Consider the following 26,958-nt stretch of genomic DNA (forward strand, 5'->3'; position numbering starts at 1 on the left):
CCTGAAATAAATTCATGGCGGCAGAGAGTGTAAATATAATGGGAATTGATTTTAGCGAAAAGTGTTGTATATTTTGTAACAAAGGCTATCCCTATAAATTAGTCGGGACAAGTGGTGTTTATATTTGTGAGGAATGCGCAAAACATTCGTTGGAACTTTTTGAAAATTTGAATAAAAAAGAATCAAAAGAAACTATGTTAAGACTGCCAAAACCAGGCGAATTAAAAAGGTTTCTTGATGCTTATGTTATAGGACAGGAACATGCAAAGAAGATTTTATCTGTCGCAGTATATAACCATTATAAGAGGCTTGAGGCTATTGTATCGAAAGATGATGTTGAACTTCAAAAATCCAATGTTTTGCTTATAGGTCCTACGGGAGCAGGCAAAACTCTTTTGGCTCAGACGTTGGCAAAAATACTTGATGTTCCGTTTGCCATTTCCGATGCCACTGTGCTAACGGAAGCGGGATATGTAGGAGAAGATGTTGAAAACATACTTTTAAGGCTTATACAAAATGCAAGTTTTGATATTAGAAAAGCGGAAAAAGGCATAATTTATATTGATGAAATAGATAAGATTTCAAGAAAGTCCGATACTCCGTCTATAACAAGAGACGTTTCTGGCGAAGGTGTTCAGCAGGCTCTTTTGAAAATTCTTGAAGGAACGATCGCAAATATTTCTCCGCAGGGCGGGAGAAAACATCCGCAGCAGGAATATCTGAAAATAGATACCACAAACATTCTTTTTATTTGCGGCGGTGCTTTTGACGGACTTGAAAAGATAATAGAAAAACGGTTGTCAAAAAAAACTTTGGGTTTTATAACGGATGGCTCGAATAATAGGAATGATTTTAAAAATATGGATTATACCCTTTCTAGAGTTGAAAGCGAAGATTTAATAAAATTCGGTCTTATACCGGAGTTTATAGGAAGAGTTCCCGTGATTTCGGCATTAAACCATTTGTCAACGTCGGATCTGGTTCATATTTTGACGGAACCTAAAAACGCTTTAATAAAACAGTATCAGAAAATGTTTCAGTTTGAAAATGTCGAACTTAAGTTTGAGAGAGAAGCTTTGGAAAAAATAGCGGAAGAGGCTTTAAAAAGAGGTTCTGGAGCGAGAGGTTTAAGATCAATTATAGAAAATATACTGCTTGATGCAATGTTTGACATTCCGGATAATACTTCAGTTGTAAAAAGCATCGTTATGGCTGAAACTGTGACAAGAAGAGAAAAGCCAAAATTTGTGTATAAAGGTACGAAGGAGACTGCATGAGCGAATTGGATAGATTCAGTAATGATAAGAACGAAATGCCAAAAATTCCTGATGTACTTCCGCTTCTTCCTGTAAGAGATATAATTTTGTATCCGGCAATGGTGTTGCCGCTTGCCGTAGGCAGGGAAAAGTCAATCAAGGCTTTGGAAGAATCCATGTCGACAAACAGGCTTGTTTTTATAGTTACGCAGAAAAATATTCAGATTGAAGATCCAACGCCTAAGGATATTTATAATATAGGAACCATATGCGAAGTGCTTCAGATGTTGAAAATGCCTGACGGTACGTTAAAAGCTCTTGTAGAGGGTATAAGCAGAGCGCAGTGGACGGATTTTAAATTAAGCGATAAAGGCTATATTGAAGTAGGATTGAAAGTTTTTGACGAGAATACCTTAAAAATGCCTGAAGTTGAGGCAATTATGAGACAAACTATCGCTCTTTTTGAGCAGTATGTGAAATTAAATCCCAGAATACCTATTGATATCTCTGTTTCTGTAAGCAACATTGCGGATCCCGCAAGACTTGCAGATACCATAGCGTCGCACCTTGTAATAAAAAATAACGATAAGCAGACGATTCTCGAACTTGTAGATCCCGTTAAGCGTTTAGAGAAAATAATCCAGATACTTAATGCGGAGATAGAAATATTAAACATTGAAAGACGTATTCAGAACAGAGTGAGAAACCAGATAGAAAAGACACAAAAAGAATACTATTTAACCGAACAGATGAAAGCCATTCAGAAAGAGCTTAAGCAGAAAGACGAGGCACAAAAAGACCTTGATGATTTGAAAGGCAAGCTTAAAAAAACGAAAATGCCGCAGGCTGCAAAAAGTGCCGCAGACAAAGAGATGTCAAGGCTTGAAAAGATGATGCCGATGTCTCCGGAGGCTACGGTTATAAGAACATATCTTGAATGGATTTTAGATTTGCCGTGGGATGAATCTACTATTGATAATTTGGATTTAAATAGAGCTAAAGAAGTTTTAGATCAGGATCACTACGGACTTGAGAAAGTTAAAGACAGAGTTTTAGAATATCTTGCTGTTTTATCAAGAGTGCAAAAAATAAAAGGTCCTATTCTCTGTTTTATCGGACCTCCCGGAGTGGGCAAGACTTCCATTGCAAAATCCGTTGCAAGAAGTCTCGGAAGAAATTTTGTAAGAATTTCAATGGGCGGTGTAAAAGATGAAGCTGAGATAAGAGGACACAGACGTACTTATATAGGCTCAATGCCCGGAAAAATCATACAGTCGATAAAAAAAGCGGGCTCTAACAATCCTGTGTTTATTCTTGACGAAATAGATAAAATCGGTTCCGACTGGAGAGGCGATCCGTCTTCGGCGCTGCTTGAAGTTTTGGATCCGGAACAGAATTATACTTTTAACGATCATTATCTTGATGTGGATTTTGATTTGTCAAACGTTATGTTTATAACTACGGCAAATACTTTGAACAATATTCCGGTCACGCTGTTTGATAGGTTGGAGCTTATAAGATTTTCCAGCTATACAGATGTCGAAAAACGACACATAGCCGAAGATTTTATAGTTCCCAAACAGTTAAAAGAACACGGATTAAAACCGGAAGAATTTATTTTTGACGACGGTGCTCTTGATATTGTGATTAAAAATTATACGCATGAAGCTGGCGTCCGTAATTTAACGAGGGAAATTGCAAACCTTTGCAGAAAAGTTGTAAAGGGACTTGAATTTAACAAGGAATTGAAATCAATAACTATTAAGCCTGAAAATCTTAATAAATATCTAGGTATAGCTTATTATGAGAGAGAAAGAATAGCGGAAAACGATGTCGGAGTGGCAACGGGGCTTGCATGGACAGAAGTCGGTGGCGAGACGCTGACGATAGAAGTAAATAAAATGGGAGGCAAAAATTCTTTAGTTCTTACTGGAAAACTCGGTGACGTTATGAAAGAATCTGCGCAGGCTGCTTTGACTTATGTTCGTTCGTCATCGCAAAAACTGAAAATAGATGAAAATATGTTTTCAAATACCGACTTTCACGTACATGTGCCGGAAGGAGCAGTGCCAAAAGATGGACCTAGCGCTGGAATTGCTTTGGCGACCGCTCTTGCTTCAGTCTGTATGAATAAGCCGATAAAAAAGAAAATTGCAATGACCGGCGAGGTTACATTGAGAGGGAGAGTACTCAGTATAGGTGGACTTAAAGAAAAAGTTCTTGCCGCTTACAGGGAAGGAATAACGATGATACTGTTTCCTGAAAGTAATAAAAAAGATTTGGTTGACATACCCGAAGATGTGATAAAGAAATTGCAGATGATACCTGTTTCCCATATGGATGAAGTAATTTCCTTGACAATAGAACGTCTACCCGAAAATAAAAATATAAAAATGGATAAGAGGAATGGAGAAAATGGGATATGATGAATCGCTATCTCCTGACACCGGGACCTGTACCTATTCCTCCCGAAATTGCTCTTAAAGGAGCACTGCCTATATTTCATCACAGAACAGATGAGTTTGCAGCGGTTTATAAAAATATTGCGGAAGGTTTAAAATATATTTTTCAGACTGAAAATGAAGTATATGTACTGGCTGCTTCCGGAACGGGCGCAATGGAAATGGCTGTTGCAAATCTTTTGAGTCCGGGGGACAAAATTATAGTTGCAAGTTGCGGAGATTTTGGCGATAGATGGGCGGAAATAGCGCAGGGATACGGAATAAGAGTTATTGCTGCTTCTGTCAGATGGGGAAAAACAGTAAAGCCCGCTGAAATAGAAAGAGTGCTCAAAGAAAACCCTGATGCTAAAGCTGTTTATACGACGTTTACTGAGACATCTACGGGTGTTGCAAACGACATTAAATCTGTCGGTGGAATAGTTTCAAAAACAGACGCTGTTTTAGTTGTTGATGCAATTTCTGGACTTGCAGGTCAAGAGTTTAGAACAGATGAATGGAAAGTCGACGTGGCAATTTCCGCTTCGCAGAAAGGTTTTATGCTTGCTCCCGGTCTTGCTTTTATAACGTTAAGCGGTAAGGCATGGAAACTAGTTGAAACTTCAAAAATTCCAAAATTCTATTTTGACATTAAAAAATATAAAAAGTTTTATTCTGCAGGTGAAACTCCTTTTACTCCTCCACTGACTCTTATTGCTGCTCTTCAGGAGTCGGTAAGACTTATTAAAGAAAGGGGCTTGGAAAATATATGGAACGATTGCAAACTTCTTGCAAGAGCCGCAAGAGCCGCAATGAAAGCTCTCGGTTTGGAGCTTTTCGGCGAAGTTCCATGCGAAATTGTTACAAGTGCTTCAGTTCCTGTTGACATTGGGATTAAAATAGTTAAAACATTGAGAGAAAAATACGGAGTGTCTATTGCCAGCGGGCAGGGCGATTTGAAAGGCAGAATTATAAGATTTGCGCATTTGGGCTGTATCGGCAAAGCCGACTTGCTTGCGGGTTTTACATGTCTTGAAATGGTGTTGATTGAACTTGGCGTAAAAATTGAGAAAGGAAAAGCAGCAGCAGCCGTTGAGGAAATATTGCTTAAGACATAGTGTGAAGCGTTAAGAGCGGAAAGTGAAAATGAGACTAACATACTCTCGCTTTTGTTGTATATTATCTGCTAAGTGGAGTGCGAATTTATTTATATTGATATCAATATGTCAAAGTCTGTTAAAGAATAAATCTTATTCTCTTTTTAACATATTTCGGTTTTTAGTGTTGTTGTTGCTTTCTGTTAAATGTATTTTGTATCAAATTTTCCTGCGAGTACATAATGTTAATCTGTGAACTATTCGCATCGCTATACTATTTATATTCAAGCCCTGAAATGCGGACTAAACTGTATTGTTTTAAGAGATTTAGTCCGTCGGACTTTAACTGTTTTTTGTTTATTTGCGAAGTATTGTTATAACTGCATTTCAACAGTGCAGATTGTTTTGTCAGGATTTAGTTTTTTATAGGTTTTTTCTAGCAATGGCGTTAAAAGAAGCAAAAGGATAAAATATAAGCTTCTAAAAAGTCCGGGAAAGTAAACAAATGTTTTGTTTGAATTAATGTTGTTTTAAATGTATTATAATTATTTATGTTACTATCGATTTAGTTATCTCTAGTTTCCAAAGTTAAAAATATTATAAGTTAAACCTGATGTATGTTTGCAGACGGCGGACATATAATTGTATTTTTTTGTTTTGTGAAAGGGGCAACTACTAATGTGTGGAATAATTGGCGTTGAAAACAATGAAAATGCTGCTGTTTTAGCTTCGGCGGGACTTCTTACTTTGCAGCATAGAGGAGAAGAATCTGCCGGTATTACGATAAGCGGTAGTGAAAAGATGAGAACTTTTAAAGCTATGGGGCTTGTCTCAAGAATTTTCAATGAAGAAATCTTATTGAACAAACTTCCTGGGACTGTTGCCATAGGACATGTTCGCTATACAACTTCTTCAAAAAGCTCTTTAATAAATGCCCAACCTTTTCAGATAAGCTGTATTCATGGAAATATTTCCGTAGCGCATAACGGGAACATTACAAATTTTTCTAAAATAAAAGAACTGCTTTTAAAAAAAGGTGCGATTTTCAATCATACTTCGGATACCGAAATATTGCTTCATCTTATAGCGATGTCTAAAGGAAGTTTTGCCGACATAATTGCAAATTCGCTGCGTAAACTCGAAGGTGCTTTTTCGTTGGTAATACTTAAAGACAGAACTCTTATAGGCGCAAGAGATAGTAATGGTTTTAGACCTTTAGTTTTAGGGAAAATAGATAATTCCTATATAATATCTTCGGAAAGTGCCGCTGTTGAGGTTATCGGAGGCAAATATATAAGAGACATAAAACCAGGCGAGATTATTGTTATAGAAGACGGACAGATTAAGAAATCTCTTATATATAAAAAAGGCAGAAGACAAACCAGCTGTATTTTTGAACAGGTTTATTTTTCAAGACCTGATAGTGTAATGTTTGAACAGACTATAAAAGAAGCTAGAGTAAAAATGGGAGAATATCTTGCACAGCAAATGAAAAATATAAAAGCCGATATTGTTATGCCTGTTCCTGACACAGGTTATTTCGCAGCGCTCGGATTTTCAAGGACGTCGGGAATACTTTTTGAAAATGGCTTTATAAGAAATCATTACGTCGGAAGATCTTTTATAAAACCGTCGCAGAACTTAAGAAATTTGACCTCAACGCTTAAGCTTCGTCCGATAGGAGAAGTTGTAAACGGGAAAGAAATAATACTTATTGACGATTCGATAGTGAGAGGAACCACTTCAAAAAGATTAATGAATATTTTAAAGAAAACCGGGGCAAAGAAAATACATTTTGCCTTGTCTTGTCCGCCTATAATTGATTCGTGCTATTACGGGATTGATACTCCAAGTAGAGAATATTTGATAGCTGCCAATAATTCGGTGGAAGAGATAAAAGAATATTTGAATGTCGACAGCCTAAACTTTTTAAGTTTAGACAATCTTATTAAGGCTTGTTCTGCAGATAATAAAAAAAGCGATGTTTTCTGCGCAGCGTGTTTTACCGGGAAATATCCTACAAAAATTTCAAAGAGTACCTAGGAGGAAAACTGTTAATGGCGAAGTATATTTTTATTACCGGCGGAGTTGTGAGTTCTTTGGGCAAAGGTATTTCTGGTGCAAGCATAGGCAGACTCCTGCAGCTTCACGGCTTTAAAGTTAATATGATAAAGTTTGATCCTTATATAAATGTAGATCCGGGAACAATGAATCCTTATCAGCATGGTGAAGTTTTTGTGACAATAGACGGTACGGAATCAGACTTGGATTTAGGAACTTATGAAAGATTTTTGGACGTTTATACAAGCAGGGCAAATACTAATACTGCGGGTGATATTTACCAAACTGTAATCAACAGGGAAAGAAGAGGAGATTACGACGGGGCTACGGTTCAGGTAATACCTCATGTTACTGATGAAATAAAGAAGCGTTTTGCGGCATTAAAAGATAGTTGTGATATTTCAATAATTGAAATCGGAGGAACGGTCGGGGATATTGAAGGTCTGCCTTTTATGGAAGCTGCAAGACAGTTTCAGCTTGAAAATAAAAATGAAGATGTTTTCAGCATACATGTTACTCTGGTTCCGTATATTGCGGGTGCGCACGAGTTAAAAACGAAACCTACTCAGCATTCAGTCAACAAATTAAGAGAAATAGGAATTTCTCCCGATATGATAATATGCAGAACGGAGCATAGCCTTGACGAACCGTTAAAGAAAAAAATATCGCTTTTTTGTAACGTGAGAGAAGATTGTGTGATCGAGGCATTGGACAGTCCGTCGATTTATTATATTCCCGAAGCTTTCTATAAACAAAATACCGATTCTTTGATAGTAGGAAAACTTAACATAATATCTAAAAAAAAATTTGATAAAACATGGTTTACAAAAATAAAATCTACCGGTGAATTTAATGAAAGAGTTAAAATTGCCGTTGTAGGAAAATACGCAGATTTAAAAGATGCTTACAAATCTATTGACGAATCTTTAAATATTGCCTCGTCAGAGTTAAATACAAAAGCTGAAGTGCGCTATCTTGGAGCCGAAGATAAGAATTTGGTTAGAAAATTGGAGAATTATGATGCTGTTTTGGTCCCCGGAGGATTTGGCAGTAGGGGCATAGATGGTAAGATAAGGGCAATAACTTATGCAAGAGAAAATAAAACTCCATTTCTTGGGATATGTTTGGGAATGCAGTGTAGCGTTATAGAGATATCAAGAAATTTAGCAAAACTTGAAAATGCAAATTCTACGGAATTTGATGAAAATACAAAATACCCGGTAATAAAAATTCTTGATGAGCAGAGAAATATCAAATATAGAGGTAATACTATGAGGCTTGGAAATTACAAGTCTGAAATCAAGAAAAGTACGTTGGCATATAATTTATATAAAACTACTAAAATTGAGGAAAGACACAGACACAGATATGAAATGAATCCAGAGTTTATAGAAACATTGGAAAAAGTCGGACTTTTGGTAAGTGCATATCATAAGAAAAAGCTTCCCGAAATTGTCGAGATGAAAAATCATCCGTTTTTTATAGGAGTGCAGTTTCATCCCGAGTTCGGTTCAAGACCTATGAAAGCTCATCCGCTTTTTAAAGGTCTTATCAGTGCGGCGCTTAAAAATAAGTAAATTTCAATCTATATTTTAAATATACAATTTGTTTTATAGTAAAGAGTTTTATTATTAAGCCCCCCCTTCAAAAAAACTGAAAAACTTAGAGAGTTATTGTGTTTCTTATACCATTAAGTGTTGTGTTTCGGCTGAGGATGCTGTTGTCTTTCCAATTGCAAGTATCTGTTCTTGCTCATTTTAAACTTTTCATCCGGGTGCCGATATATTTGAGAAATGACGATGGAGAGGAGAAGAATACACGAGTCTGGCAAATCCGTCCGCCGACTTCTTTATTTATTTCTTGATATGTGCTTAGACCGATACTCTATGCAAGCCTTTTTATAATCTGTAATTTCCTCCATAGTTGGAAGGGTTTGTTGTTGCCTGCAGGACATCAGCTTTTTTATATCAAGTTCGTTTCCTGCCGCAAAGCGTGCGTGTCACGAAATAGTCGTAAGCAAATATCAATTGAAATTATATAAATCATTGTGTAATCCAGTCTTAATGCAATAATTGGTGGATTAATATGAGTTGTTTTGTCGGCAGAAGAAAAAATTCCATTATGAACTGCGCAGTATATTCATTACCGTCAAAATATGTCCCGAAATTTAACTTGCCGAAAATCAGCGGTAAGTTTATTATTTAAGAAAGGCTGTTGATAAAACAATTCAGTAATTTTTATATTATTTTCAGTCCCGCTGTTGCCTTTAAGACGCATTTCAGTTCAAACTCTTTTATGAGTTTGAAAGAAAGTTTATATGTCACATAGGGTGTGGGGTATCTATGGTTTGTGTACTTTGGGCGTTGTTCATCGTATATAGTTTTTTGATTCCCGGTTGTTTTGTTGCGCTGCTGTTTGCTGCAAATGCCACGATGTTTATTATTGCCATAAACATTGTTGTTTCTGCTAAAATTGCCTTCACTTTTCCTGTTATATTCCTTGTTTTTGCTACCCAAAACCCAAAAAACAATAATCTCTGTAGACAGGAAGTCTGTTTGAATCAGTGCATATATTTATCTTAGATTTTTTTATTGTGATAATTTTATATCCGTAGCTTCTTTCTTCCATGTTAGGGCGATAAAGAACATTGCTATTATACATGATATAATGCAGGACACAAAGAATCCGTGCCAGCCGTACTTTCCAACAAGTAGTGCTACGCCGAAGCCTGATAATGCGGCTCCAACATAACCGAACATTCCGGTGAAGCCGCAAGCAGCAGATACAGATTCCTGTACAGTAAGACGGGATGTCTGCACTCCCCCTACAAGATTTTGCGGTCCATCTATAAAAAATCCGACTAAAGACAGGAATGTTATCATAATCCATATCGGCGTTGTGGCGTTAATAAAGTAGTACATACCTACCAAACTGAAAATCAGACAAAAAAGATATATGAGATTAACAGGTGTGCAACGTCCTTTGAAAAACCTATCAGCAATCCAGCCTGATGATATACCACCTAAGGTGCCGACGAGCGGCATGGATGACAGCAAAAAAGCAGCACGTGCATTTCCTATGCCTCTGTCTGCCATAAATTTAGTTGTCCAATCCAATGTGGCGAAACGAATGTAATATATAAATATGTAAGACATTGCAAGAGACCATAAAAACGGATTGCCGAAAACATATTTAGTTAAAATCTGCCAATGGAAGAGATTACTTTGTTTTTTTATCGGTATTATGTCTTTTTTGTAAACCTCAATAGGCGGCAAGCCTATGCATGCAGGCTTATCTGTCAAAGTAAAAAGCAGTCCGATACCTGTTATTATTCCGATTATACCCGGTATATAAAAGACTGCATGCCAGTCTCCTATTGCTATACAAAGACCGGTTACTATGCCTCCTATAGCGGTGCCGACCGTATGGGAAGATGACCATAATGTCCATTTAGTCGCTCTTTCTTTAGGCGAGAACCAATATACCAGTCCTTTTGCCACTGGTGGAAATCCCATAGACTGCAGTCCACCGTTTATACCCCAGAATAAAGTTAAAAGAGGCAAAGAGGGAAGAAAACCGAAAAAAAGATTGACTAAAGAAGAGCCAATCAGTCCGAGTGCCATAAAAGTTCTTATATTACATTTGTCAGCAACTATGCCGCTTAAGAATTTGCCGATAGCGTAAGTTATATATGATACTGAACTTATCGTGCCCAGCTCCCCCATTGTAATATCGAATTTTTTCATTACAGAAGGTGCTGCGTAAGTCAAATTCTTGCGCGTAAAATAATACATCACATAACCTACATACATCCCCGAAAACATCCTGATACGCCAGCGTTTGTATTGCTTTGCGATTTGTTTCTCGTCTGTAAGAGGATTTTTCGCATCTGGCAGAGGTTTCATCCCAGCTAGAGCCACAGCCAGAGTAGACAAGGCTAGTTTCATCCATTTCATCCAATTAATGAATTTTGATAACATATTAGCATCTCCCATTTTATACGTCTGTATTGCTTTTGTGCGTAAAACTGCGTATATATAAGTGAAGTACATATAAATATATATATGATAATTGCCTTTATTATATTACTTGATTTATTTTATCTTTTTCTATACCTTTTTTCAAATATATTTATCTAGTATTAGCGGTATGTAAAGTTCGAAATGTTTTAAAGTCATAAAAAATTAAAATGAGAAAAAGGAGGAGACTACTAACAACTACGTGTTTCTCATAGGCAACACAGGTGTTGGTAAGCCAACTTTCCTGAGATATTTGAAAGAACATATAATGTATATGATATTTGAGGAGAAGCGTTAACATATTTGAAGTATTGCTGGATGCTGCGGTGGCAGGTACAGGTATAGTTGCGAGGCAGAGTCAGAAGTAGTGAATGCGTTCGCCCGGCGGCAAATAAAACTGGTGTAAAGCCTGTTCATAAACAGGATTAGTTTCTTATTTTCAGAATTTGTAGCGGATATTATAACCGATCGGAGGTTTGAAATGGCGGTTTATATAGATGAGCTTAACAAAAAAATAATGCAGGACAGTATTTTCGTTTCGAAACTTTTAAATGAAGTTTCAAAAGTTCTTGTTGGGCAGAAATACGTTTTAGAAAGAATGCTCATAGGACTTCTTTCTGACGGGCATATTTTGCTTGAGGGTTTCCCCGGTCTTGCAAAAACACTTGCCGTAAAAAGTCTGTCGGCTGTAATACAAGCCGACTATAAAAGAATACAGTTCACTCCAGATCTGTTGCCCGCGGATGTTGTCGGAACTTTAATTTATAATCCTCAAAGCAGTGATTTTGTCGTAAAAAAAGGTCCCGTTTTTGCCAATATAGTTCTCGCGGATGAAATCAATCGCGCTCCTGCAAAGGTACAGAGTGCATTGCTTGAAGCTATGCAGGAAAGACATGTTACTATTGGTGATACTACATACGGTCTTCCTGACCCATTTTTAGTTATGGCGACACAAAATCCTATAGAACAAGAAGGGACATATCCCCTTCCTGAAGCGCAGGTTGACAGGTTTATGCTTAAACTTAAAGTTTCTTATCCGAATAAATCCGACGAGAAAATTATTTTGGAAAGAATGACGCGCTTCCTACCGAAAATAAATCCTATAATTAGCTTAAAAGATGTTCAAAAAGCGAAAGATTCAATAGAACAGATTTATGTTGACGATAAAGTAAAAAATTATATAGTTGACATTGTTTTTGCTTCCAGGAACCCAGGAGAATACGGGCTTAAAGATTTAAGAAGTCTTATTGCTTACGGTGCTTCTCCAAGAGCTACGATTAGCTTAACTCTCGCCTCAAAAGCCTACGCTTTTCTTCAGGGTAGAGGATATGTTATACCGGAAGATATAAAAATAATCGGACATGACGTTTTAAGGCATAGGATTTTGATTACTTATGAAGCAGAAGCCGATTCTATTGATTCGGATGATATAATTGAAAAAATATTTGGCGGTGTTGACGTACCTTAACTTGTGGTTTGGAATTTGAAATTGTGAGCGTGAGCTTGACAACAACAGGAAAATAAGAGCTAGGAAGGAATACAAGGGGTGTTGGGGGCAAGAGTATGTTGTATGTGATCCGCTTAGCTTGGTAATTGGATAGAATGGAGTAAAAAAATTAGGTCATTGCAAAGAATAATTAATTAAATTTTAAAAAAATAAAAAAGGAAAAGTAAAGTGGAATTTTTAGGATATATTGTCATTTTTTTGTTTGTAGCGTCGCTGATTGTTTTGCAATTATAAACGTGATTTGAAATTGTAATCAGTTGTTGTTTTTAATTGCGCTCTCGACTCTTTTCAGTTGTGAATTGCTGAGAGCGGATACTTTGGATTATTATATGATGGATAAGGATATATTAAAAAAACAAATACGGCAGCTTGCAATAAGGTCGCATAAACTTGTAAATGAAATCTTCGCCGGTCAGTACCAGAGTGTTTTCAAAGGGCAGGGGATAGAATTTGCCGAAGTCAGAGAATATCAGATAGGCGATGATTTTAGAAGTATCGACCACAATGTTACAGCTCGTTTCGGCAAACCTTATATAAAACTTTTCTCGGAAGAAAGAGAACTTACCGTAATTTTTCTTATAGATGTTTCATCATCGCAGCGCTTTGGCAGTACGGACAGGTTAAAATCTGAAATTACCGCTGAAGTAGCGGCTCTTTTGGCATTTGCTTCTTTAAAAAATAATGACAGTGTCGGTATGCTTTCTTTTACGGATAAAGTTGAAAAAGTTATCGCGCCTCGCAAGGGCAGAAACAATATTTTAAAAATGATATATGAAATACTTGATTCAAACTTCTCTGGCACAGAAACTTCGATTTCGGTGGCATTGAAAGCGATAAACGGAATATGGCGCAGAAAAGCGATTGTTTTTCTTATTTCGGATTTTCAAGATGAAAATTATGAGAAGGATTTGGCAATGGTTGCAAAAAGACACGATTTAATATGTATAAAAATAGAAGATAACAGAGAAAGCGATTTGCCTGCAGTAGGTTTAGTTGAAATGGAAGATCTTGAAACAAAAGAAACGATGACGATTGATACTTCCGCCGTATATGAATCGTTTAAACAAAAAAATGAAGATTTTAAAAAAGAAACCCTCAGAATATTTAAAAAAGCAGCAGTCAGTGTCATAAATTTGAATACGGGCGGTTCTTATGTAAACCCGCTTATAAGATTTTTTAAAGAAAGAGAAAGACGGATACGGCGCGAATGTAGTCATTTCAGAATACCTTTAATTTTCATGGCAATATTCAGCTTTTTTGACATGGTAAGTAAGAATGCGTAAACATTTTAAATATATTATCATTGCTATTTTATTTGTTTTCTGCATTTGCGCGTCTTTGTATTCGCGGGAGAAAGTAAGCGCTTCATTAAATAAAAACAGAGTTTTTGTCGGTGATATAATAAAATTTATCGTAAAGGTACGGCTTCCGCATGGTGCTCAGATAAGTGCGGATCAGGACTTTAGTTTTGACGATTTCGATATTATAAGTTCGGATATCAGACGTATATCCGACGCGGAAAATACTTACGAGTTAAATTTTAATATTGCGGCGTACAAAACCGGAATTTTTACAGTAAATCAGTTGACGGTTTTTTATATAAGTTCTGACGGGACTAATAATCTGTTTTTTACTCCTGAAGTGCGGGTTGAAGTTTTAAGCATTATCGGAAGCGGGACAGCAGAAGATATAAAAGATATCAAAGCTTTAAAAAAGTTGAGGGTTGGTCCCGTATATGTGCTTTTAATAGTTATTATGTCATTCTTGTTTATCGTTTGTGTCGTATCTGTTGTAAAAGCTGTTGCAGAGCGGATAAAGAAGTCAAAACAATTTGAAGCTGACCCTAAAATTAAAGCGTTAAATGCTTTAAATGATTTATATAAAGGCATAGATGGAGTAAGCGTAAGAATTTTCTATTATAAGATGTCTGAAATTTTAAGAACTTATGCGTCTAAGCAGTACAATTTCAATGCTATGGAAATGACGACTTCGGAATTTTTTGACAAAATTAAGCCTTTTATTCCGCGGGAAATAAATATAAATGAGTTTAAAAATTATTTAAAAATATTTAACTTGGCAAGATATGCCGATTTTACGCCGGACAAAATTGAAACGGAAGACAATTATATTTTTACAAAAAAACTTTTGGAGTTGTTATGAGGTTTGCAAACCCTTTATACCTTTTGATATTTCTCCCGCTGCTTGCACTTGCATACGTGTATATTAGTATTATAAAAAAGAATTCTTTTAAACCTTGTATCAGTTTTTCGCGTGTAAATCTGCTTAAAAGTAATAATCCAGAATTTAAAAAAATACTTTTAAATATTTTAAAAGTTTTGAAATGTGTTTCGCTTATTTTGATTATCATCGCTCTTGCAAAACCCCAGAAAGGGAAAACTTTTGAACATTTAAGCGATCAGGGTATTGATATTATAGTGGCGCTTGATACTTCAACAAGTATGCGTTCGCTGGATTTTAGATCGCTTAACAGAATGGAAGCCGCAAAAAAAGTTATACGGGATTTTATGAAAGAAAGAAAATATGACAGAATAGGACTTGTGATTTTTTCAGGACTTGCTTTTACGCAGTGTCCGCTTACGACTGATAAAGATTCTCTTGCTGAATTTATAAACAATATAAATATCGGAGATACGGGGCTTGACGGTACGGCAATAGGTTCTGCAATAATGACTTCCGTCAATAGATTAAAAGACAGTCGGGCTAAAAGTAGAATTATAATTCTTGTTACTGATGGAAATAACAATATGGGAGAAATCGATCCTTTAACCGCTTCAAAAATAGCCCGAAGCTATGATATAAAAATTTATGCCGTAGGAGTAGGAAGTCTTGATGGTGCAATTTATGAGGTGGGCGATCCGTTTTTAGGTAAAAGAGAAATTAAATATAGAAAGGATGCAATAAATGAAAGCGTTTTAAAAGAAGTAGCGTATAATACCAGCGGCGGATATTTCAGGGCGCAAGACGTAAAATCTTTTGAAAATATAATGAAACAAATAGATAAGCTGGAAAAAGATGATATTGAAGTTATGCGGTTTACCAATTACAGAGAGCTGTATAAATATTTTTTGATTCCGTCTTTTATTTTGCTGTTACTCATAATCGTTTTAGAAAACACTTATTTGAGGAAACTTCCTTAACAGCAATGGCTGAGTAAAAAATTGAGGCTGGAATGAAAACGACAAAACCGGAGATTGTAATGCTTAAGAGATAAAATACTTAAAATGTCCGGTCTTTTTAAACTTTTTTATCTGATCAGATAACAGTTGGAGAGAAGGCAGAAAGGAAATATGTTTGCGGATAAAATCTATTTATTGCTTCTATTGCTGATTCCGGTGTTGGCAGTCTTTTTTTATATTGCATTAAAAAAAAGGAAAGCAGCATTGGATCGCTTAATATCAAGGGTAAATATATCAACGCTTGTGTCTGTTAATTTAAAAGCTTATAAAATAAAATATATTTTGCTTCTCGCAGGGCTTTTTTTTGTTATTATTGCAATGGCTTGTCCACAATACGGCGACGAAATGAGAACAGTAATTAAGGAGTCTTCAGAAATAATTATAGCTTTGGACATTTCAAAAAGCATGCTTGCTGAAGATTCAAAACCAAGCAGGCTTGAAAAAGCAAAAATGATAGTTTCAAAGATTGTTGAAGAAAATCCCGGTGAGAAAATGGGCATTGTCGTTTTTTCTGGGACTGCTATGTGGCAGTGTCCTTTGACTTTTGACTTGCATGCGCTAAAAATGTTTTTGCAGAGTGTTGAAACAACTAACCTTCCTTTGGGCGGTACGCGCATAAGCAGCGCGATTATGCTTGCTTCTAAGGCGGCAAGTTGCGAGTCTGCAGGCAGCAGGGTAATGATTCTTATAAGTGACGGCGAAAATCACGACTCAAAAATAAAAGAAGCTGTAAATGCGGCAAAAAAAGCAGGTTTAAGAATCATTTCTATCGGAATAGGGAAAAAAGAAGGAGCGCCTATTCCTGTTAAAGATGAAACAGGCACGGTAATAGATTATGTAAAAGATGTAAACGGTAAAGTGGTTATAAGCAGGGTAAATCCTGTTTTATTAAAAAATGTTGCCGAAGAAATGGGCGGAAAATATTTTGACGCTTTAGATGACGACGTTTATCCGTCACTTGTGAAAGCCGTCCGCAATTTAGGTAAAAATAATAGTGAAGTCGGTATGAAAAGCAGTAAAACCGATAGATTCCAGATATTTTTGCTTCTTGGTTTGATTGCGTTGTTTGCGGAACTTTTGTTTCCTCTGAGGCGTAAGAGATGAAATTAAAAATGTTTATGCTGGCTTTATCAGCGTCTCTGTTAATTTTTCTTTTGATTTTTTCATATAAGGATATAAGAGGAAACAATAGAGCCGTAAGATATTTTAATGACGGTAATTTTGAAGCCGCTTCTGAAAGTTTTAACAAAGAACTTGAAAAACTTCCCGGCAGTTACAGCATATTTAATAATGCCGCGGGGGCGGAATATAAACTGAATAAATTTGATGAAGCGCAGACAAAATATAATGCAGTGTTAGATTTTTCGGATGCAGACCAAGAGGAAAAATTTATAGCTTTATATGGCTTGGGGAATACTGAGTACGGTAAGAATGATTTTCGAAAAGCCGCCAGTTTATATAAAAAGGCGTTGAGATTAAAACCGGGCGATAAAGACGCAAAATATAATCTTGAAGTAGCGTTATTGAAGTTGAATGAGAAAGATAGTTGTCAGAATAATAATGATAATAGTAGTAAGCAGAACAGTCGGCAAAAAGGGCGGAACAACAAACAGAATGAACAAAACATCGGGAACCGGCAGCAAAGTAAGGAAGAACGTGATTTGAAAAGACATATGGAACAAAACGATAAAGCTCAAAAAGAAAACGAAAAAAAGAGGCAAAGTCTCGGCAGACAGGTTTCCGTTGTAAGAGATGAAATTCAAAAAAGGCAGAATGTACAAAAAGGTTTAGAGGAAGAAAAACTGAGGCTTGATAAACAAAAACTGGAAATAAGCAATAAGATAGAAGCGTTAAAAAAGACCGGAGTAACTAAGAATAAGTTCTCTAAACGGAAAAACGAGTCTCAAGGGGACAACCCGCTGGGTGACAAGTCTGAGAAAGAAAAACTAGAAATGCAGCCGGTAGGAGAAAAAGAAGATAAGAAAGATATGCCTGCGGCGATATTTTTAAATTATTATGATGAAGCTGAAAGGAAAGCCTATAAGTTGAGGAATAAAAATAAAAAATCGGCATTAAATCAACCTCAAGAGGATTGGTAAAATGCTTAAAAAGATATTGCTGCCCGTCATATTGTTGCTTTTGCTTTTTACATCTGTTTTGGCATCTGCTGAAACTATTTATTTTAAGGCATCTGCGAATAAGAAAACTGTGACGTTAAGCGAGTCTTTTATATATTCAGTCACGGTGAGTGGGGACAGTACAAATCTTCCGGAATATAAGATGGACGCTATGCCGGAATTTAACAGGTTCGGAACGACTGTTTCGCGGAGCATATCTGTAGTCACCGGCAAAACTAGCATGAGCGTAACACGTGACTATACTTTGGGACCGAAAAAAATAGGAAAATTTACGATACCGCCTGCCAAAATAACGTTTAAGGGTAAAACGTATTTAACAGAAAGCGTAGAAATTGAAGTTACACCAGCTCAAAGCGTTAAGAGTATTCCTGTCGTCGCTAATCGGCGGCAGTTATCGTCGCAGAATGCGGCGGCAGGAAAAGCTTTTGTAAAAGCTTCCATAAATAAGAAGACTGCTTATGAAAATGAGAAGCTGGTTTATAAGTTCAGCTTTTATACGAATGTTGATTTGGTATCAAATCCCGAATACTACCCGCCGGATTTTTCAGGTTTTTGGAATGATGGCTCGAAACCTAAAAATCATTTTGAGGTTATAGACGGTTCAAATTACCGCGTTGACGAAATAGAGACGACTTTATATCCCGTTGGAACTGGATTAAAAAGAATTTTACCTGCGAAATTAAAAATAGATCTTATGAATTTTTCGCTGCCTTCCGGAATGAATGATTTTTTCAGTTTTTTTGCGGATAATGGATGCGCTGGAGACGGAGAGACTAAAATTTTAGAAACTGAATCATTAGAAATAAAGATTATTCCCTTGCCTAAGGATGGGAAACCTGCTGATTTTTATGGAGCCACAGGCGATTTTGAAATAAAGGCTGTCGTTGATAAAAAAGATGTCAGGATAAACGAACCTGTAACTTTGACTGTGACTGTAAGCGGAAGCGGGAATATGAAAAGCATAAGCGACATAAACTTTGGTGTTTATAACGATTTTAAAAAATATGATACTATAGTCGAAAGTACTTCCGGTAATTCAAAAAAATTTAAAACTATATTTATTCCGCTTGTGTCGGGCGAAAAGGAAATACCTGCGGCAAGCCTGTCTTTTTTTAGTCCCTTAAAGAAACAATATGAGACCATAAAGACATCGTCGCAAAAAATCATCGTAAGTGGGATGTCCTTACATACCGAAGAAAATGTTGAAGATAAGTTAAAAATAGACATTATGCATAAAAACATAAATTACAATAAGCGGATAAAAACGCTTAAGTTGTATAGAGGATATCTCATAGAAAAGCCGGTGTTCTATTTGATATTCGTTCCTTTTATTATGTTGTTCATTTTGAGTGTATGCTATGCTGTGTATATGAGAAGAGTATCCAGAAATCCGTTTAAAAAATTAAAAACTCTTAGTTTTGCCGAAGTACAGAAGCTTGTGAAAGAAGCTGAAAACAGGATTTCAGAAAATAATTTTGAAGCTTCGCTGGATTTGCTTTATCAGGCTTTGATTGAAATCATAAATATTGAAACTGGTATTAAATCGGATAATTTGCAGAAGAATCAAATAACCGGTAATTTGCGAAAAAAGAATGCAGATGATGAAAAAATTATAGAAATAATAAAAATGTTGGAAAGGTTTGATTTTTATAAATTTGCTTCTGTGAATTTAGATAAAGATTCCATAAACGCATTATTAATTAATGTTGAAACTCTGATTCTGAGTTTTAAGAAATGATAAAAACAGAAACATTTGCAAAAGAAGTTATAAAAATGAATAATTTAGAATATAAGCCATACATCAAACAAGGAGAATATTATGAAAAAGTGGAAATGTTCAGCATGCGGTTATGTTTATGATCCTGCTGTAGGTCTTCCAGAGGCTGGGATTGCTCTGGGAACTCTTTTTGAACAGCTTCCTGAAGACTGGGTGTGTCCGTTATGTGGCGCGCCTAAAAGCACGTTTGAATAAGAGTAACAATTTATGAAACGAATATATATGGATAATCAGTCAAATACTAAAGCTGACGAAAGAGTATTTGAGAGTATGAAGCCGTTTTTTATTGAGTATTATGGAAATCCTCAAAGCATTTATTCTTTTGGTTCTTTTTCTAAAAACGCTCTTGAAACGGCAAGGCGGCAGGTTGCAGATTTAATTAATGCAGATGCCGAGGAAATTATTTTTACATCCTGCGGTACCGAATCGAATAATTTGGCAGTAAAAGGTATTGCCGGAGCTTTAAAAGCTGGCGGAAGACATATTATTATCTCTTCAATAGAGCATTTTTCAGTTTTAAATTCTGTGAAAAGACTTGAAAAAGAAGGTTTTGAAGTAAGTTTTATTCCGGTTGACGGCAATGGCAATGTAGATGGATCTGAATTGAAAAAAGCGCTGAGAAAAGATACGATTTTAGTGTCTGTGCAATATGCCAATCCCGAAATCGGCACAATCCAGGACATAAAAAAATTAGTTTCCGTAGTTAAAGAAAACAGTAATGCCGATAAATTTGTTGCTTTTCATACGGATGCGGTCAGTGCCTGCGGAACGATTCCCGTAGATGTTAAAGATTTGGGAGTTGACGCTTTAACTTTTTCGGCTTCAGTAATGTACGGACCCAAAGGAGCTGCGGCGCTCTATCTTAAAAAAGGTGTAAGAATTAGTCCCCAGATGGATGGCGGAATTCAGGAAAATTATATACGTTCCGGAACTGAAAATATTCCGGCTATTGTAGGTTTTGGAAAAGCCTGCGAGATAGCTAAAGATGAAATTGTAAAAAATGGTAAAGCTGTTCAGAAGTTAAGAGATAGACTTATTGCCGAACTTCCAAGAAGAATAGAACATATTTATTTAAACGGCGTGCGGGAAAATCGCCTGCCGGGAAATGTAAATTTTTCAATAGAATTTGTTGAGGGAGAAGCGCTGTTTCTGCTTTTAGATGCCAAAGGTATCATGGCATCTAGCGGCTCTGCCTGTGCCAGTAAAAATCTTAAACTTTCGCATATTTTAGATGCTATTGGTATTGACGTTGCAGTTGGGCAGGGTTCAATTTTATTTGCCCTGTCAAAATTTAATACGGAAGAAGAAATAAATTATGTTCTGGAAGAGTTTCCAAATATCGTTAAAAGATTGAGGGATATATCGCCGCTGTATTCATATTTTCTAAAGACCGGTAGCAGAAAAGCGGCGGGACCAGGGACTGATTTTGATGATCACTGCACTACCACTATAAGAAGAATAGACTAAGGAGAAAGTTTGAAATAAGCGGTAAAAAATATTGGAGGATATTAATGGCATTTTATTCGGAGAGAGTCATGGATCATTTCGCAAATCCGCGCAATGTCGGAGAAATAAAAGATGCCGACGGTATTGGTGAAGTGGGAAATCCCGTATGTGGCGATATGATGACTTTTTATATAAAAGTTAAAGACAATAAAATTGAAGACGTGAAATTTAAAACTTTCGGCTGTGGCGCTGCAATAGCCGTTTCTTCAATGGTTTCGGAAATGGTGTTGGGAAAGACGCTTGAAGAAGTTATGAATCTTACAAATGCAGACGTTGCAAAAGCTTTAGGCGGATTGCCGTCAAATAAAATGCATTGTTCTAATTTAGGAGCGGATGCATTGCATAAAGCTGTTGAAAACTACAATTCTAAACAGGTAAAGTAAATATATTTAAAGTTTATATATCGGGATTCTTCTTTTTTTCATTGTATAAGATAGATAGGATTAAAAAGAGTATGTTTGAAGTGTGGATTGCAGATATTACTGTGCTGAAATATAATGATGATGCAGTCGTTTGACAGATATGTAATTCCTTACGCTGTAAAAAAGGAGTGCTTTATATGACAGTCAGGTTAATAAAAGACGGCGTTTATGCAGTAGGCGCGATAGATTGGAATGAAAGACATTTTCACGGACATACTTACGTAACAAGAAGAGGCGTTACCTATAATTCTTATCTAATTGTCGATGAAAAAATTACTTTAATTGACACAGTGCGCAGAGGTTATGAGAAAGAGCTGATAGAAAATATAAGAACACTAGTTGATCTTTCCAAGATCAAGATAGATATAATAATTATTAATCACATTGAGCCGGATCATTCCGGAGCCTTTCCGGAAATATTAAAATTATGTCCCGGTGCAAAAGTTTACGGAACCGAAAAAGCAAGACAGGGACTTTTAAAATATTACGGGGTAAGCGGTGACTGGACTGTCGTGAAGTCCGGGCAAAGTTTAAATATTGGTAAAAGAACTTTAAATTTTATAGATGTACCTATGATACATTGGCCTGATAGTATGTTTACATATTCCGCTTACGATAAAATTTTATTTTCAAATGACGGTTTCGGTCAACATTATGCGACAAACAAAGTTTTCGACGATGAAGTTGATTTTGTCGCTTTGATGGATGAGGCACAGAAGTATTACGCGAATATACTTTGGCCGTTCAATGCACTTGTTGCCGCCAAACTTTCTACAATAGATAAATTAAATCTTAATATTGAACTTATTGCTCCTAGTCACGGGCTTGTATGGCGCAGATATGTACCTGAAATTATACAGAAATATCTCTACTGGTCGTCTCATTCCTGTCAAAACAGGATCGCTGTTGTTTATGAAACAATGTGGAACTCTACTGAAAAAATGGCGGGAAAAATTATTGAAGGCATAACTTCGGAAGGCGTTGAAGCTGTTTTATTTGATGTAACAAAAAATGACAGAACGGACATTGCCTCATATATGCTTGATGCGAAAGGTTGGGTTTTCGGTTCATCGACGCATGACGGGGAAATGCTCCCTGTTATCACGGGTTTTCTGCATTTTCTTAAAGGATCAAAGGCTAAAGGGCGCAGATCTTTTGCATTCGGATCTTATGGATGGAGCGGCGAAGCTGTAAAAGATATAGAAGATACGGGTTCCTGCGTGAGCACTTTTGAATCATCTTTAATGGTTGTTTTTAATCCGACCGATGAGGAACTTAATAAATGTTTTGAAGCTGGTAAAACGTTTGCTTTAAAAATAAAAACCGAAAAATAAAAATGTTGGCAGATCGTTTTCTTTATTTTTTGATATATTGTGAGAGTGATAGGCAGTATCTGTGTTGTCTGCTTATGAGTATTTAATTGTGTAATCTTTGAGGTGGGGTATTTTCTGTTAATATGGGAGGGATAATTATGAAAGGATTAGTCTGTAAGGTGTGTGGTTATGTTGCTTTAGACGGGAATAAAGAACGATGTCCTGTTTGCCGGTCAAAAAACGTATTTGAAGAAAAAGAAGATGCTTATAAAATGCCGGATTTTAAAGCAGCTTCCGATGAAACAGAAAAAAAACATATACCTTCATTTATGCTGATGAGTGAGTGCAGCTTGATTCCTGATACAGGCTGTGTGGACGTTCATGTAAAAATCGGAGAAATTCTTCATCCCACTTTGCCGGAACACCATATAACGGGAATAGCTTTTTATATTGATAATAAATTTGTTGAAAATATCATGCTTGAATCTGACATTAATCCTGCTGCAGTTATTCATTTAAATGGTAGTACGAAAGGCAGAGTTCAGGTTATAGAAAATTGTAATATACATGGCAAATGGTTTAATGAAGTAGAAGTAAAATAATATAAAATTTGAAGTGTGTGCAGACAGCAGGGTATTTTTGTCTGTTAAGTGGACATTCGAGGGTTATGTAAAAATAAAAAAAACATATATTTGTTTTTACTTAACAGTCTCTGTTTAAAATATTTTAAGAGCTATTTGATGTATTTAATTTGTTTTTATTGCGTAATTAATTATTCTGTAATGGAGGTGCGAAACAGCTATGGTAAAATCAATTAAAGGAACAAAAACGGAAAAACATTTATTGGAGTCGTTTGCAGGCGAGTCTCAGGCGAGAATGAGATACACTTATTTTGCTTCAAAAGCAAAGAAAGAAGGTTTCGAACAGATTTTTGCAGTTTTTATGGAAATTGCAGATAACGAAAAAGAACATGCAAAGAGATTTTTTAAATTCTTAGAAGGTGGGTTTGTTGAAATTACCGGGACTTTTCCTGCTGGGATTATAAGTAGTACAATTGAAAATTTGAGGTTTTCCGCTACAGGTGAAAATGAAGAGCATTCAAAAATTTATCCGGAAGCGGCAAGAATTGCCGACGAGGAGGGTTTTCCTGAAGTAGCCGAATGTTTTAGAAGAGTTGCTATTGCTGAGAAACATCATGAAGCAAGATATTTAACGCTCCTCAATAATCTTGAAAACGGCAGAGTTTTTAAAAAAGGTATAGTTGTAAGATGGAGATGCCGCAACTGCGGCTATGTATATGAAAGCAAGGAAGCTTTCGAGAAATGTCCTGCATGTCTGCATCCTAAAGCATATATGGAAGAGTTATCTGGCAGTTTTTAAAGATACTTTTTTTCTTTTGTAGGAACTAGTTGTTATAGTCGACAGTTTTTTTGAATCTAAACTCAAAATAATCAGCATTTTATTTTGTGTTTATGTCTTTTTGTTTCGGTTCAAATCTTTAAGTATGTTTTACTGTCTGCATCGTTGAATATATCATTCGGTGTTTAGGCTATATTTTTTTGTAAGCTTGCGCTTATTTCGCGTCCTCTTATTTTTTATCAGCAGGAAACTGTGCAAGAAATAAAAAAACAACAGACTCTATGTACACTAACGCAGGAAGCACCTTATTTAAGAATTAAAAAATAAAGGTTCTGCTTTTTGCTGCTTCATACATAATTATAGACGCTGCAGTGGCAGCATTTAAAGATTCGGTGTTACCTGGCATATATATTTTAACAAGGGTGTCTGCCGAGTTTTCTGTCTCGCTTCTGAGACCGTTAGCTTCGTTGCCTATTACAAAAGCGCTTTTATTTGGGAATTTAATATCGTTTAAATATTTTTCCCCTTTTAAAGATGCGGCAAATACGGAAATTTTTTTGTTTTTCATTAAGTTCAGTGTATTTTTAATATTAATGCTATCGATTATAGGCAAATGAAATATTGAACCCATTGTCGCTCTTATGGTTTTGTCAGAATATATATCAGCGCTTCCCTTTGACACAAATACAGCTTTTGCGCCAAATGCGTCTGCAGAGCGTATAATTGTTCCTAGATTGCCAGGATCCTGAATGTTTTCCAAAAGTATAAACAGCCCGGAATTTTTGATGATATCTTCAACAGCGTAGTATTTTTTCTCAACAATTGCCATTATTCCCTGCGGAGATTTGGTTGCTGACAGTTTGCTGAATAGATGGTTTGAAAGCATTATAACATTTTTAAAATTTGTAACGTCGTTTTTATATTTTTCAGATATGAAAATTTGTTTTATAGTCCTGTTTTTTGGGATTTCATAAATCTGTTTTTTACCCTCAACAAAGAAAAGACCGTTTTTATCGCGCAGTTTCTTATTTTGCAGGCTTAGGGCATCTTTAAAGATTTGATTTTGAACACTTTTAATTATCATATTTTATTTAAAATTATGACATATTCAGCGATTGACTACGAATTCTTTGAAAGCAGAGAGATAAATTAAATATGTATTCAAAAATATTATATCTTTTTTTATATGCAATAAAAAGTGTTGAAAAATTTAAAAGACAGAATTAATATAAAAATAAACGGAATGAATATTTTTTAAAAAATAAAAAAAAGAATTGCGGATAATATAAGCATTGACTCTTTTATGAAGATGAAACGACTGTGGATTAACTATGTTTTACCGCAGCGAAAACTTTTAGCGGTTTCGGTGCTTTTTATGGTTATATTTGGAGTTTTGGAAGCTGTGTCCGTTAAGTTGTTTGAACCTGTTTTTGACAAAGTGTTTATAGATAAAAATAAGGAAGTCCTTACTTGGGTTGCTATTCAGATTGTAATTCTTTTTGCTGCAAAAGACGTTGCCTAGTCGGCATGTCAACGCTTGGTGTGAATTTTGTAAAGAAGATGCAAGTCGATTTGTATGATAGTACAGGATTTAGAATTTTTCTATAAGAACAATTCGGTTTGTAAGTGATTTAGATTTAGAGAGTCTATTTAAAAGGCGTTACAACTCTTTGCAAGGACACCTGTTCAGCACTCTTTTTAGTTATCCTTATGTTTTGATATGGCAGTAGTTATGTTTTTACTTTTCCCCGCAGCTTTTTATCCGATAGTATATTTCGGGGGGGGGGGGGGGGAATAAAAAGAATTTTTTTCAGACAGCAGATGCATTCCGGGAATTTATACGCAATTCTCACACAGTCGTTTCAGGGGATTAAAATTGTTAAATCTTAAAATACGGAAGAAGTTGAATATCAAAAAGCAAAAGACAGCACTGATGTATTGTCAGCCACTCAGATAAAAATGGCAAAAAATAATAGCGTATTAGGCCTTTGCAGGAACTCTTGTGTATGGTGGACACAGAATTATGCGCGGTTCCCTTACTACCGGCTCTTTTATGGTGTTTTTGTTTGCCATAGTTGCGGCGTATAAACCAAAGTTAATAATGTTAGATTCGATTATGTTCCTGGTTTTGAAATTCTGCATGGCGTAATTTTGAAGTAAGAGAAGAGGAAAAAGTTGCAATAGTTGGAGCCGCCGGTTCTGGAAAATCTACTTTAATAAATTTGATACTTAGATTTTATGATGTTCAAAATGGGGAAGTATAGAAATTGATGGTGAGGATGTAAGAGATGTCAAGATAAAGTCTTTGAGAGATAATATAGCTTTTGTTTCGCAGGATGTAGTACTTTTTGATGATACTATTAAGTAATGGGCAGACCGGCCGCAACGGATGAAGAAGTCATAGAAGCATCGAAGAATGCTGCAGCACATAACTTTATAGTAAATCAGGAACGCAAATATGATACTATTGTCGGTGAAAGAGGCGGTAATTTGTCCGGCGGACAAAAACAAATGATATCTATTGCGAGAGCCATGTTAAAAAATGCTCCAATACTTTTGCTTGACGAAGCTACAAGCTCGCTGGATTCCCAATCTGAAAAAATAGTTCAGGAAGGACTTGATAAACTTATAAAAGGCAGAACTTCAATAGTTATAGCGCACCGCTTATCTACAATAATCAATTCTGACAGAATATACGTGTTTGAATCCGGCAATATAGTAGAATCGGGAACACACAAAGAACTTCTGAAATTAAAAGGTTATTATACAAATCTTTACAAACTCCAATTTGTTCATGAATGATTAACTGTAAAGCTTGCGTTATGCAAGAATAGTATCGTCGCTTTAAGAGAGGTATTGTTTGCTCAA

The 26,958-nt window shown here is 36.0% G+C and carries 23 protein-coding genes and 1 pseudogene; 21 read left to right on the forward strand and 3 right to left on the reverse strand.

Going from position 1 to position 26,958, the window contains the following annotated elements:
- Positions 1–38 precede the first annotated feature (38 nt).
- From clpX to pyrG, 5 genes are all read left to right on the forward strand, one after another.
- Positions 39–1,277, forward strand: coding sequence for an ATP-dependent Clp protease ATP-binding subunit ClpX (clpX, locus tag RSTT_RS01835; protein ID WP_015423264.1), 1,239 nt, complete (start codon positions 39–41; stop codon positions 1,275–1,277).
- Complete coding sequence (gene lon, locus RSTT_RS01840; RefSeq protein WP_096525462.1) at positions 1,274–3,682, forward strand: endopeptidase La; 2,409 nt, start codon at positions 1,274–1,276, stop codon at positions 3,680–3,682. Before clpX ends, lon begins: the two co-directional genes overlap by 4 nt.
- Positions 3,679–4,812, forward strand: coding sequence for a pyridoxal-phosphate-dependent aminotransferase family protein (locus RSTT_RS01845; protein WP_197702022.1), 1,134 nt, complete (start codon positions 3,679–3,681; stop codon positions 4,810–4,812). The genes lon and RSTT_RS01845 overlap by 4 nt, the downstream gene beginning before the upstream one ends.
- A 657-nt stretch (positions 4,813–5,469) precedes the next feature.
- Positions 5,470–6,834 carry an amidophosphoribosyltransferase gene (purF, locus tag RSTT_RS01850; RefSeq protein ID WP_015423267.1) on the forward strand — a complete coding sequence of 455 codons (1,365 nt, stop codon included), beginning with the start codon at positions 5,470–5,472 and terminating at the stop codon, positions 6,832–6,834.
- Between the two features lie 14 nt (positions 6,835–6,848).
- Positions 6,849–8,429 (forward strand): CTP synthase, encoded by a 1,581-nt coding sequence (gene pyrG / locus RSTT_RS01855; protein ID WP_096525463.1) that lies wholly within the window; start codon positions 6,849–6,851, stop codon positions 8,427–8,429.
- 743 nt (positions 8,430–9,172) lie between these two features.
- On the opposite strand, the gene RSTT_RS06095 is transcribed toward pyrG, so the two are convergent.
- Both RSTT_RS06095 and RSTT_RS01865 read right to left on the reverse strand, forming a co-directional pair.
- On the reverse strand, positions 9,173–9,334 hold the full coding sequence (locus RSTT_RS06095; RefSeq protein WP_172412816.1) for a hypothetical protein: 162 nt from the start codon (positions 9,332–9,334) through the stop codon (positions 9,173–9,175).
- 106 nt (positions 9,335–9,440) lie between these two features.
- A complete protein-coding gene (locus RSTT_RS01865) occupies positions 9,441–10,847 on the reverse strand; it encodes an MFS transporter (protein ID WP_197702023.1) in 1,407 nt (468 codons plus the stop codon).
- A gap of 505 nt (positions 10,848–11,352) precedes the next feature.
- On the opposite strand from RSTT_RS01865, the gene RSTT_RS01870 reads away from it, so the two are divergent.
- From RSTT_RS01870 to rbr, 13 genes are all read left to right on the forward strand, one after another.
- Positions 11,353–12,339, forward strand: coding sequence for an AAA family ATPase (locus RSTT_RS01870; protein ID WP_096525465.1), 987 nt, complete (start codon positions 11,353–11,355; stop codon positions 12,337–12,339).
- 368 nt (positions 12,340–12,707) lie between these two features.
- Positions 12,708–13,661: a DUF58 domain-containing protein gene (locus RSTT_RS01875; protein WP_096525466.1), complete on the forward strand. Its 954-nt coding sequence runs from the start codon at positions 12,708–12,710 to the stop codon at positions 13,659–13,661.
- A complete protein-coding gene (locus RSTT_RS01880) occupies positions 13,654–14,538 on the forward strand; it encodes a hypothetical protein (protein WP_096525467.1) in 885 nt (294 codons plus the stop codon). Before RSTT_RS01875 ends, RSTT_RS01880 begins: the two co-directional genes overlap by 8 nt.
- Positions 14,535–15,536, forward strand: a complete 1,002-nt coding sequence (locus RSTT_RS01885; RefSeq protein ID WP_096525468.1) for a vWA domain-containing protein — start codon at positions 14,535–14,537, stop codon at positions 15,534–15,536. Before RSTT_RS01880 ends, RSTT_RS01885 begins: the two co-directional genes overlap by 4 nt.
- Positions 15,537–15,779: 243 nt before the next feature.
- Entirely contained in the window at positions 15,780–16,679 is a 900-nt protein-coding gene (locus RSTT_RS01890; RefSeq protein ID WP_172412817.1) for a VWA domain-containing protein, read from the forward strand.
- Positions 16,676–17,674: a tetratricopeptide repeat protein gene (locus tag RSTT_RS01895; RefSeq protein WP_096525470.1), complete on the forward strand. Its 999-nt coding sequence runs from the start codon at positions 16,676–16,678 to the stop codon at positions 17,672–17,674. Before RSTT_RS01890 ends, RSTT_RS01895 begins: the two co-directional genes overlap by 4 nt.
- Position 17,675: 1 nt before the next feature.
- The gene (locus tag RSTT_RS01900) at positions 17,676–19,451 is read left to right on the forward strand and encodes a BatD family protein (RefSeq protein ID WP_096525471.1); all 1,776 of its coding nucleotides are present in this window, start codon (positions 17,676–17,678) and stop codon (positions 19,449–19,451) included.
- An 81-nt stretch (positions 19,452–19,532) separates the two neighbouring features.
- On the forward strand, positions 19,533–19,685 hold the full coding sequence (locus RSTT_RS01905; RefSeq protein WP_015423277.1) for a rubredoxin: 153 nt from the start codon (positions 19,533–19,535) through the stop codon (positions 19,683–19,685).
- A 12-nt stretch (positions 19,686–19,697) separates the two neighbouring features.
- Positions 19,698–20,957 (forward strand): cysteine desulfurase family protein, encoded by a 1,260-nt coding sequence (locus RSTT_RS01910; protein ID WP_096525472.1) that lies wholly within the window; start codon positions 19,698–19,700, stop codon positions 20,955–20,957.
- A 44-nt stretch (positions 20,958–21,001) separates the two neighbouring features.
- Entirely contained in the window at positions 21,002–21,379 is a 378-nt protein-coding gene (gene nifU / locus RSTT_RS01915) for a Fe-S cluster assembly scaffold protein NifU (RefSeq protein ID WP_015423279.1), read from the forward strand.
- Between the two features lie 176 nt (positions 21,380–21,555).
- Positions 21,556–22,752: an FprA family A-type flavoprotein gene (locus RSTT_RS01920; RefSeq protein ID WP_096525473.1), complete on the forward strand. Its 1,197-nt coding sequence runs from the start codon at positions 21,556–21,558 to the stop codon at positions 22,750–22,752.
- Positions 22,753–22,889: 137 nt separating this feature from the next.
- Positions 22,890–23,333, forward strand: a complete 444-nt coding sequence (locus RSTT_RS01925) for a desulfoferrodoxin family protein (RefSeq protein ID WP_015423281.1) — start codon at positions 22,890–22,892, stop codon at positions 23,331–23,333.
- A gap of 199 nt (positions 23,334–23,532) precedes the next feature.
- A complete protein-coding gene (rbr, locus tag RSTT_RS01930) occupies positions 23,533–24,111 on the forward strand; it encodes a rubrerythrin (protein WP_096525474.1) in 579 nt (192 codons plus the stop codon).
- 295 nt (positions 24,112–24,406) lie between these two features.
- On the opposite strand, the gene RSTT_RS01935 is transcribed toward rbr, so the two are convergent.
- Positions 24,407–25,174 carry a TrmH family RNA methyltransferase gene (locus RSTT_RS01935; protein WP_096525475.1) on the reverse strand — a complete coding sequence of 256 codons (768 nt, stop codon included), beginning with the start codon at positions 25,172–25,174 and terminating at the stop codon, positions 24,407–24,409.
- Positions 25,175–25,399: 225 nt separating this feature from the next.
- Here RSTT_RS01935 and RSTT_RS01940 point away from each other — a divergent pair, with 225 nt between their 5' ends.
- From RSTT_RS01940 to RSTT_RS01945, 3 genes and pseudogenes are all read left to right on the forward strand, one after another.
- Entirely contained in the window at positions 25,400–25,612 is a 213-nt protein-coding gene (locus RSTT_RS01940; RefSeq protein ID WP_149030007.1) for a hypothetical protein, read from the forward strand.
- 637 nt (positions 25,613–26,249) lie between these two features.
- A pseudogene (locus RSTT_RS06920) lies at positions 26,250–26,354 on the forward strand (ATP-binding cassette domain-containing protein); the annotation flags it as partial.
- Between the two features lie 103 nt (positions 26,355–26,457).
- Positions 26,458–26,892: an ATP-binding cassette domain-containing protein gene (locus RSTT_RS01945; RefSeq protein WP_149030008.1), complete on the forward strand. Its 435-nt coding sequence runs from the start codon at positions 26,458–26,460 to the stop codon at positions 26,890–26,892.
- Positions 26,893–26,958 lie beyond the last annotated feature (66 nt).

The organism is Candidatus Endomicrobiellum trichonymphae (genome assembly GCF_002355835.1).
In the GTDB taxonomy this organism is placed as follows: domain Bacteria; phylum Elusimicrobiota; class Endomicrobiia; order Endomicrobiales; family Endomicrobiaceae; genus Endomicrobiellum; species Endomicrobiellum trichonymphae.

Bases quoted from the DNA above. Each gene is read 5' to 3' on its own strand.
- RSTT_RS01885 (WP_096525468.1), top strand. From the start codon at position 14,535: ATGAGGTTTGCAAACCCTTTATACCTTTTGATATTTCTCCCGCTGCTT.
- RSTT_RS01900 (WP_096525471.1), top strand. From the start codon at position 17,676: ATGCTTAAAAAGATATTGCTGCCCGTCATATTGTTGCTTTTGCTTTTT.
- RSTT_RS01895 (WP_096525470.1), top strand. From the start codon at position 16,676: ATGAAATTAAAAATGTTTATGCTGGCTTTATCAGCGTCTCTGTTAATT.
- rbr (WP_096525474.1), top strand. From the start codon at position 23,533: ATGGTAAAATCAATTAAAGGAACAAAAACGGAAAAACATTTATTGGAG.
- RSTT_RS01910 (WP_096525472.1), top strand. From the start codon at position 19,698: ATGAAACGAATATATATGGATAATCAGTCAAATACTAAAGCTGACGAA.
- RSTT_RS01875 (WP_096525466.1), top strand. From the start codon at position 12,708: ATGATGGATAAGGATATATTAAAAAAACAAATACGGCAGCTTGCAATA.
- RSTT_RS01865 (WP_197702023.1), bottom strand. From the start codon at position 10,847: ATGGGAGATGCTAATATGTTATCAAAATTCATTAATTGGATGAAATGG.
- clpX (WP_015423264.1), top strand. From the start codon at position 39: ATGGGAATTGATTTTAGCGAAAAGTGTTGTATATTTTGTAACAAAGGC.
- RSTT_RS01880 (WP_096525467.1), top strand. From the start codon at position 13,654: ATGCGTAAACATTTTAAATATATTATCATTGCTATTTTATTTGTTTTC.
- purF (WP_015423267.1), top strand. From the start codon at position 5,470: ATGTGTGGAATAATTGGCGTTGAAAACAATGAAAATGCTGCTGTTTTA.
- RSTT_RS01940 (WP_149030007.1), top strand. From the start codon at position 25,400: ATGAAACGACTGTGGATTAACTATGTTTTACCGCAGCGAAAACTTTTA.
- RSTT_RS01935 (WP_096525475.1), bottom strand. From the start codon at position 25,174: ATGATAATTAAAAGTGTTCAAAATCAAATCTTTAAAGATGCCCTAAGC.
- lon (WP_096525462.1), top strand. From the start codon at position 1,274: ATGAGCGAATTGGATAGATTCAGTAATGATAAGAACGAAATGCCAAAA.
- RSTT_RS01870 (WP_096525465.1), top strand. From the start codon at position 11,353: ATGGCGGTTTATATAGATGAGCTTAACAAAAAAATAATGCAGGACAGT.
- RSTT_RS01925 (WP_015423281.1), top strand. From the start codon at position 22,890: ATGAAAGGATTAGTCTGTAAGGTGTGTGGTTATGTTGCTTTAGACGGG.
- nifU (WP_015423279.1), top strand. From the start codon at position 21,002: ATGGCATTTTATTCGGAGAGAGTCATGGATCATTTCGCAAATCCGCGC.
- pyrG (WP_096525463.1), top strand. From the start codon at position 6,849: ATGGCGAAGTATATTTTTATTACCGGCGGAGTTGTGAGTTCTTTGGGC.
- RSTT_RS01845 (WP_197702022.1), top strand. From the start codon at position 3,679: ATGATGAATCGCTATCTCCTGACACCGGGACCTGTACCTATTCCTCCC.
- RSTT_RS01920 (WP_096525473.1), top strand. From the start codon at position 21,556: ATGACAGTCAGGTTAATAAAAGACGGCGTTTATGCAGTAGGCGCGATA.
- RSTT_RS01905 (WP_015423277.1), top strand. From the start codon at position 19,533: ATGAAAAAGTGGAAATGTTCAGCATGCGGTTATGTTTATGATCCTGCT.
- RSTT_RS01945 (WP_149030008.1), top strand. From the start codon at position 26,458: ATGGGCAGACCGGCCGCAACGGATGAAGAAGTCATAGAAGCATCGAAG.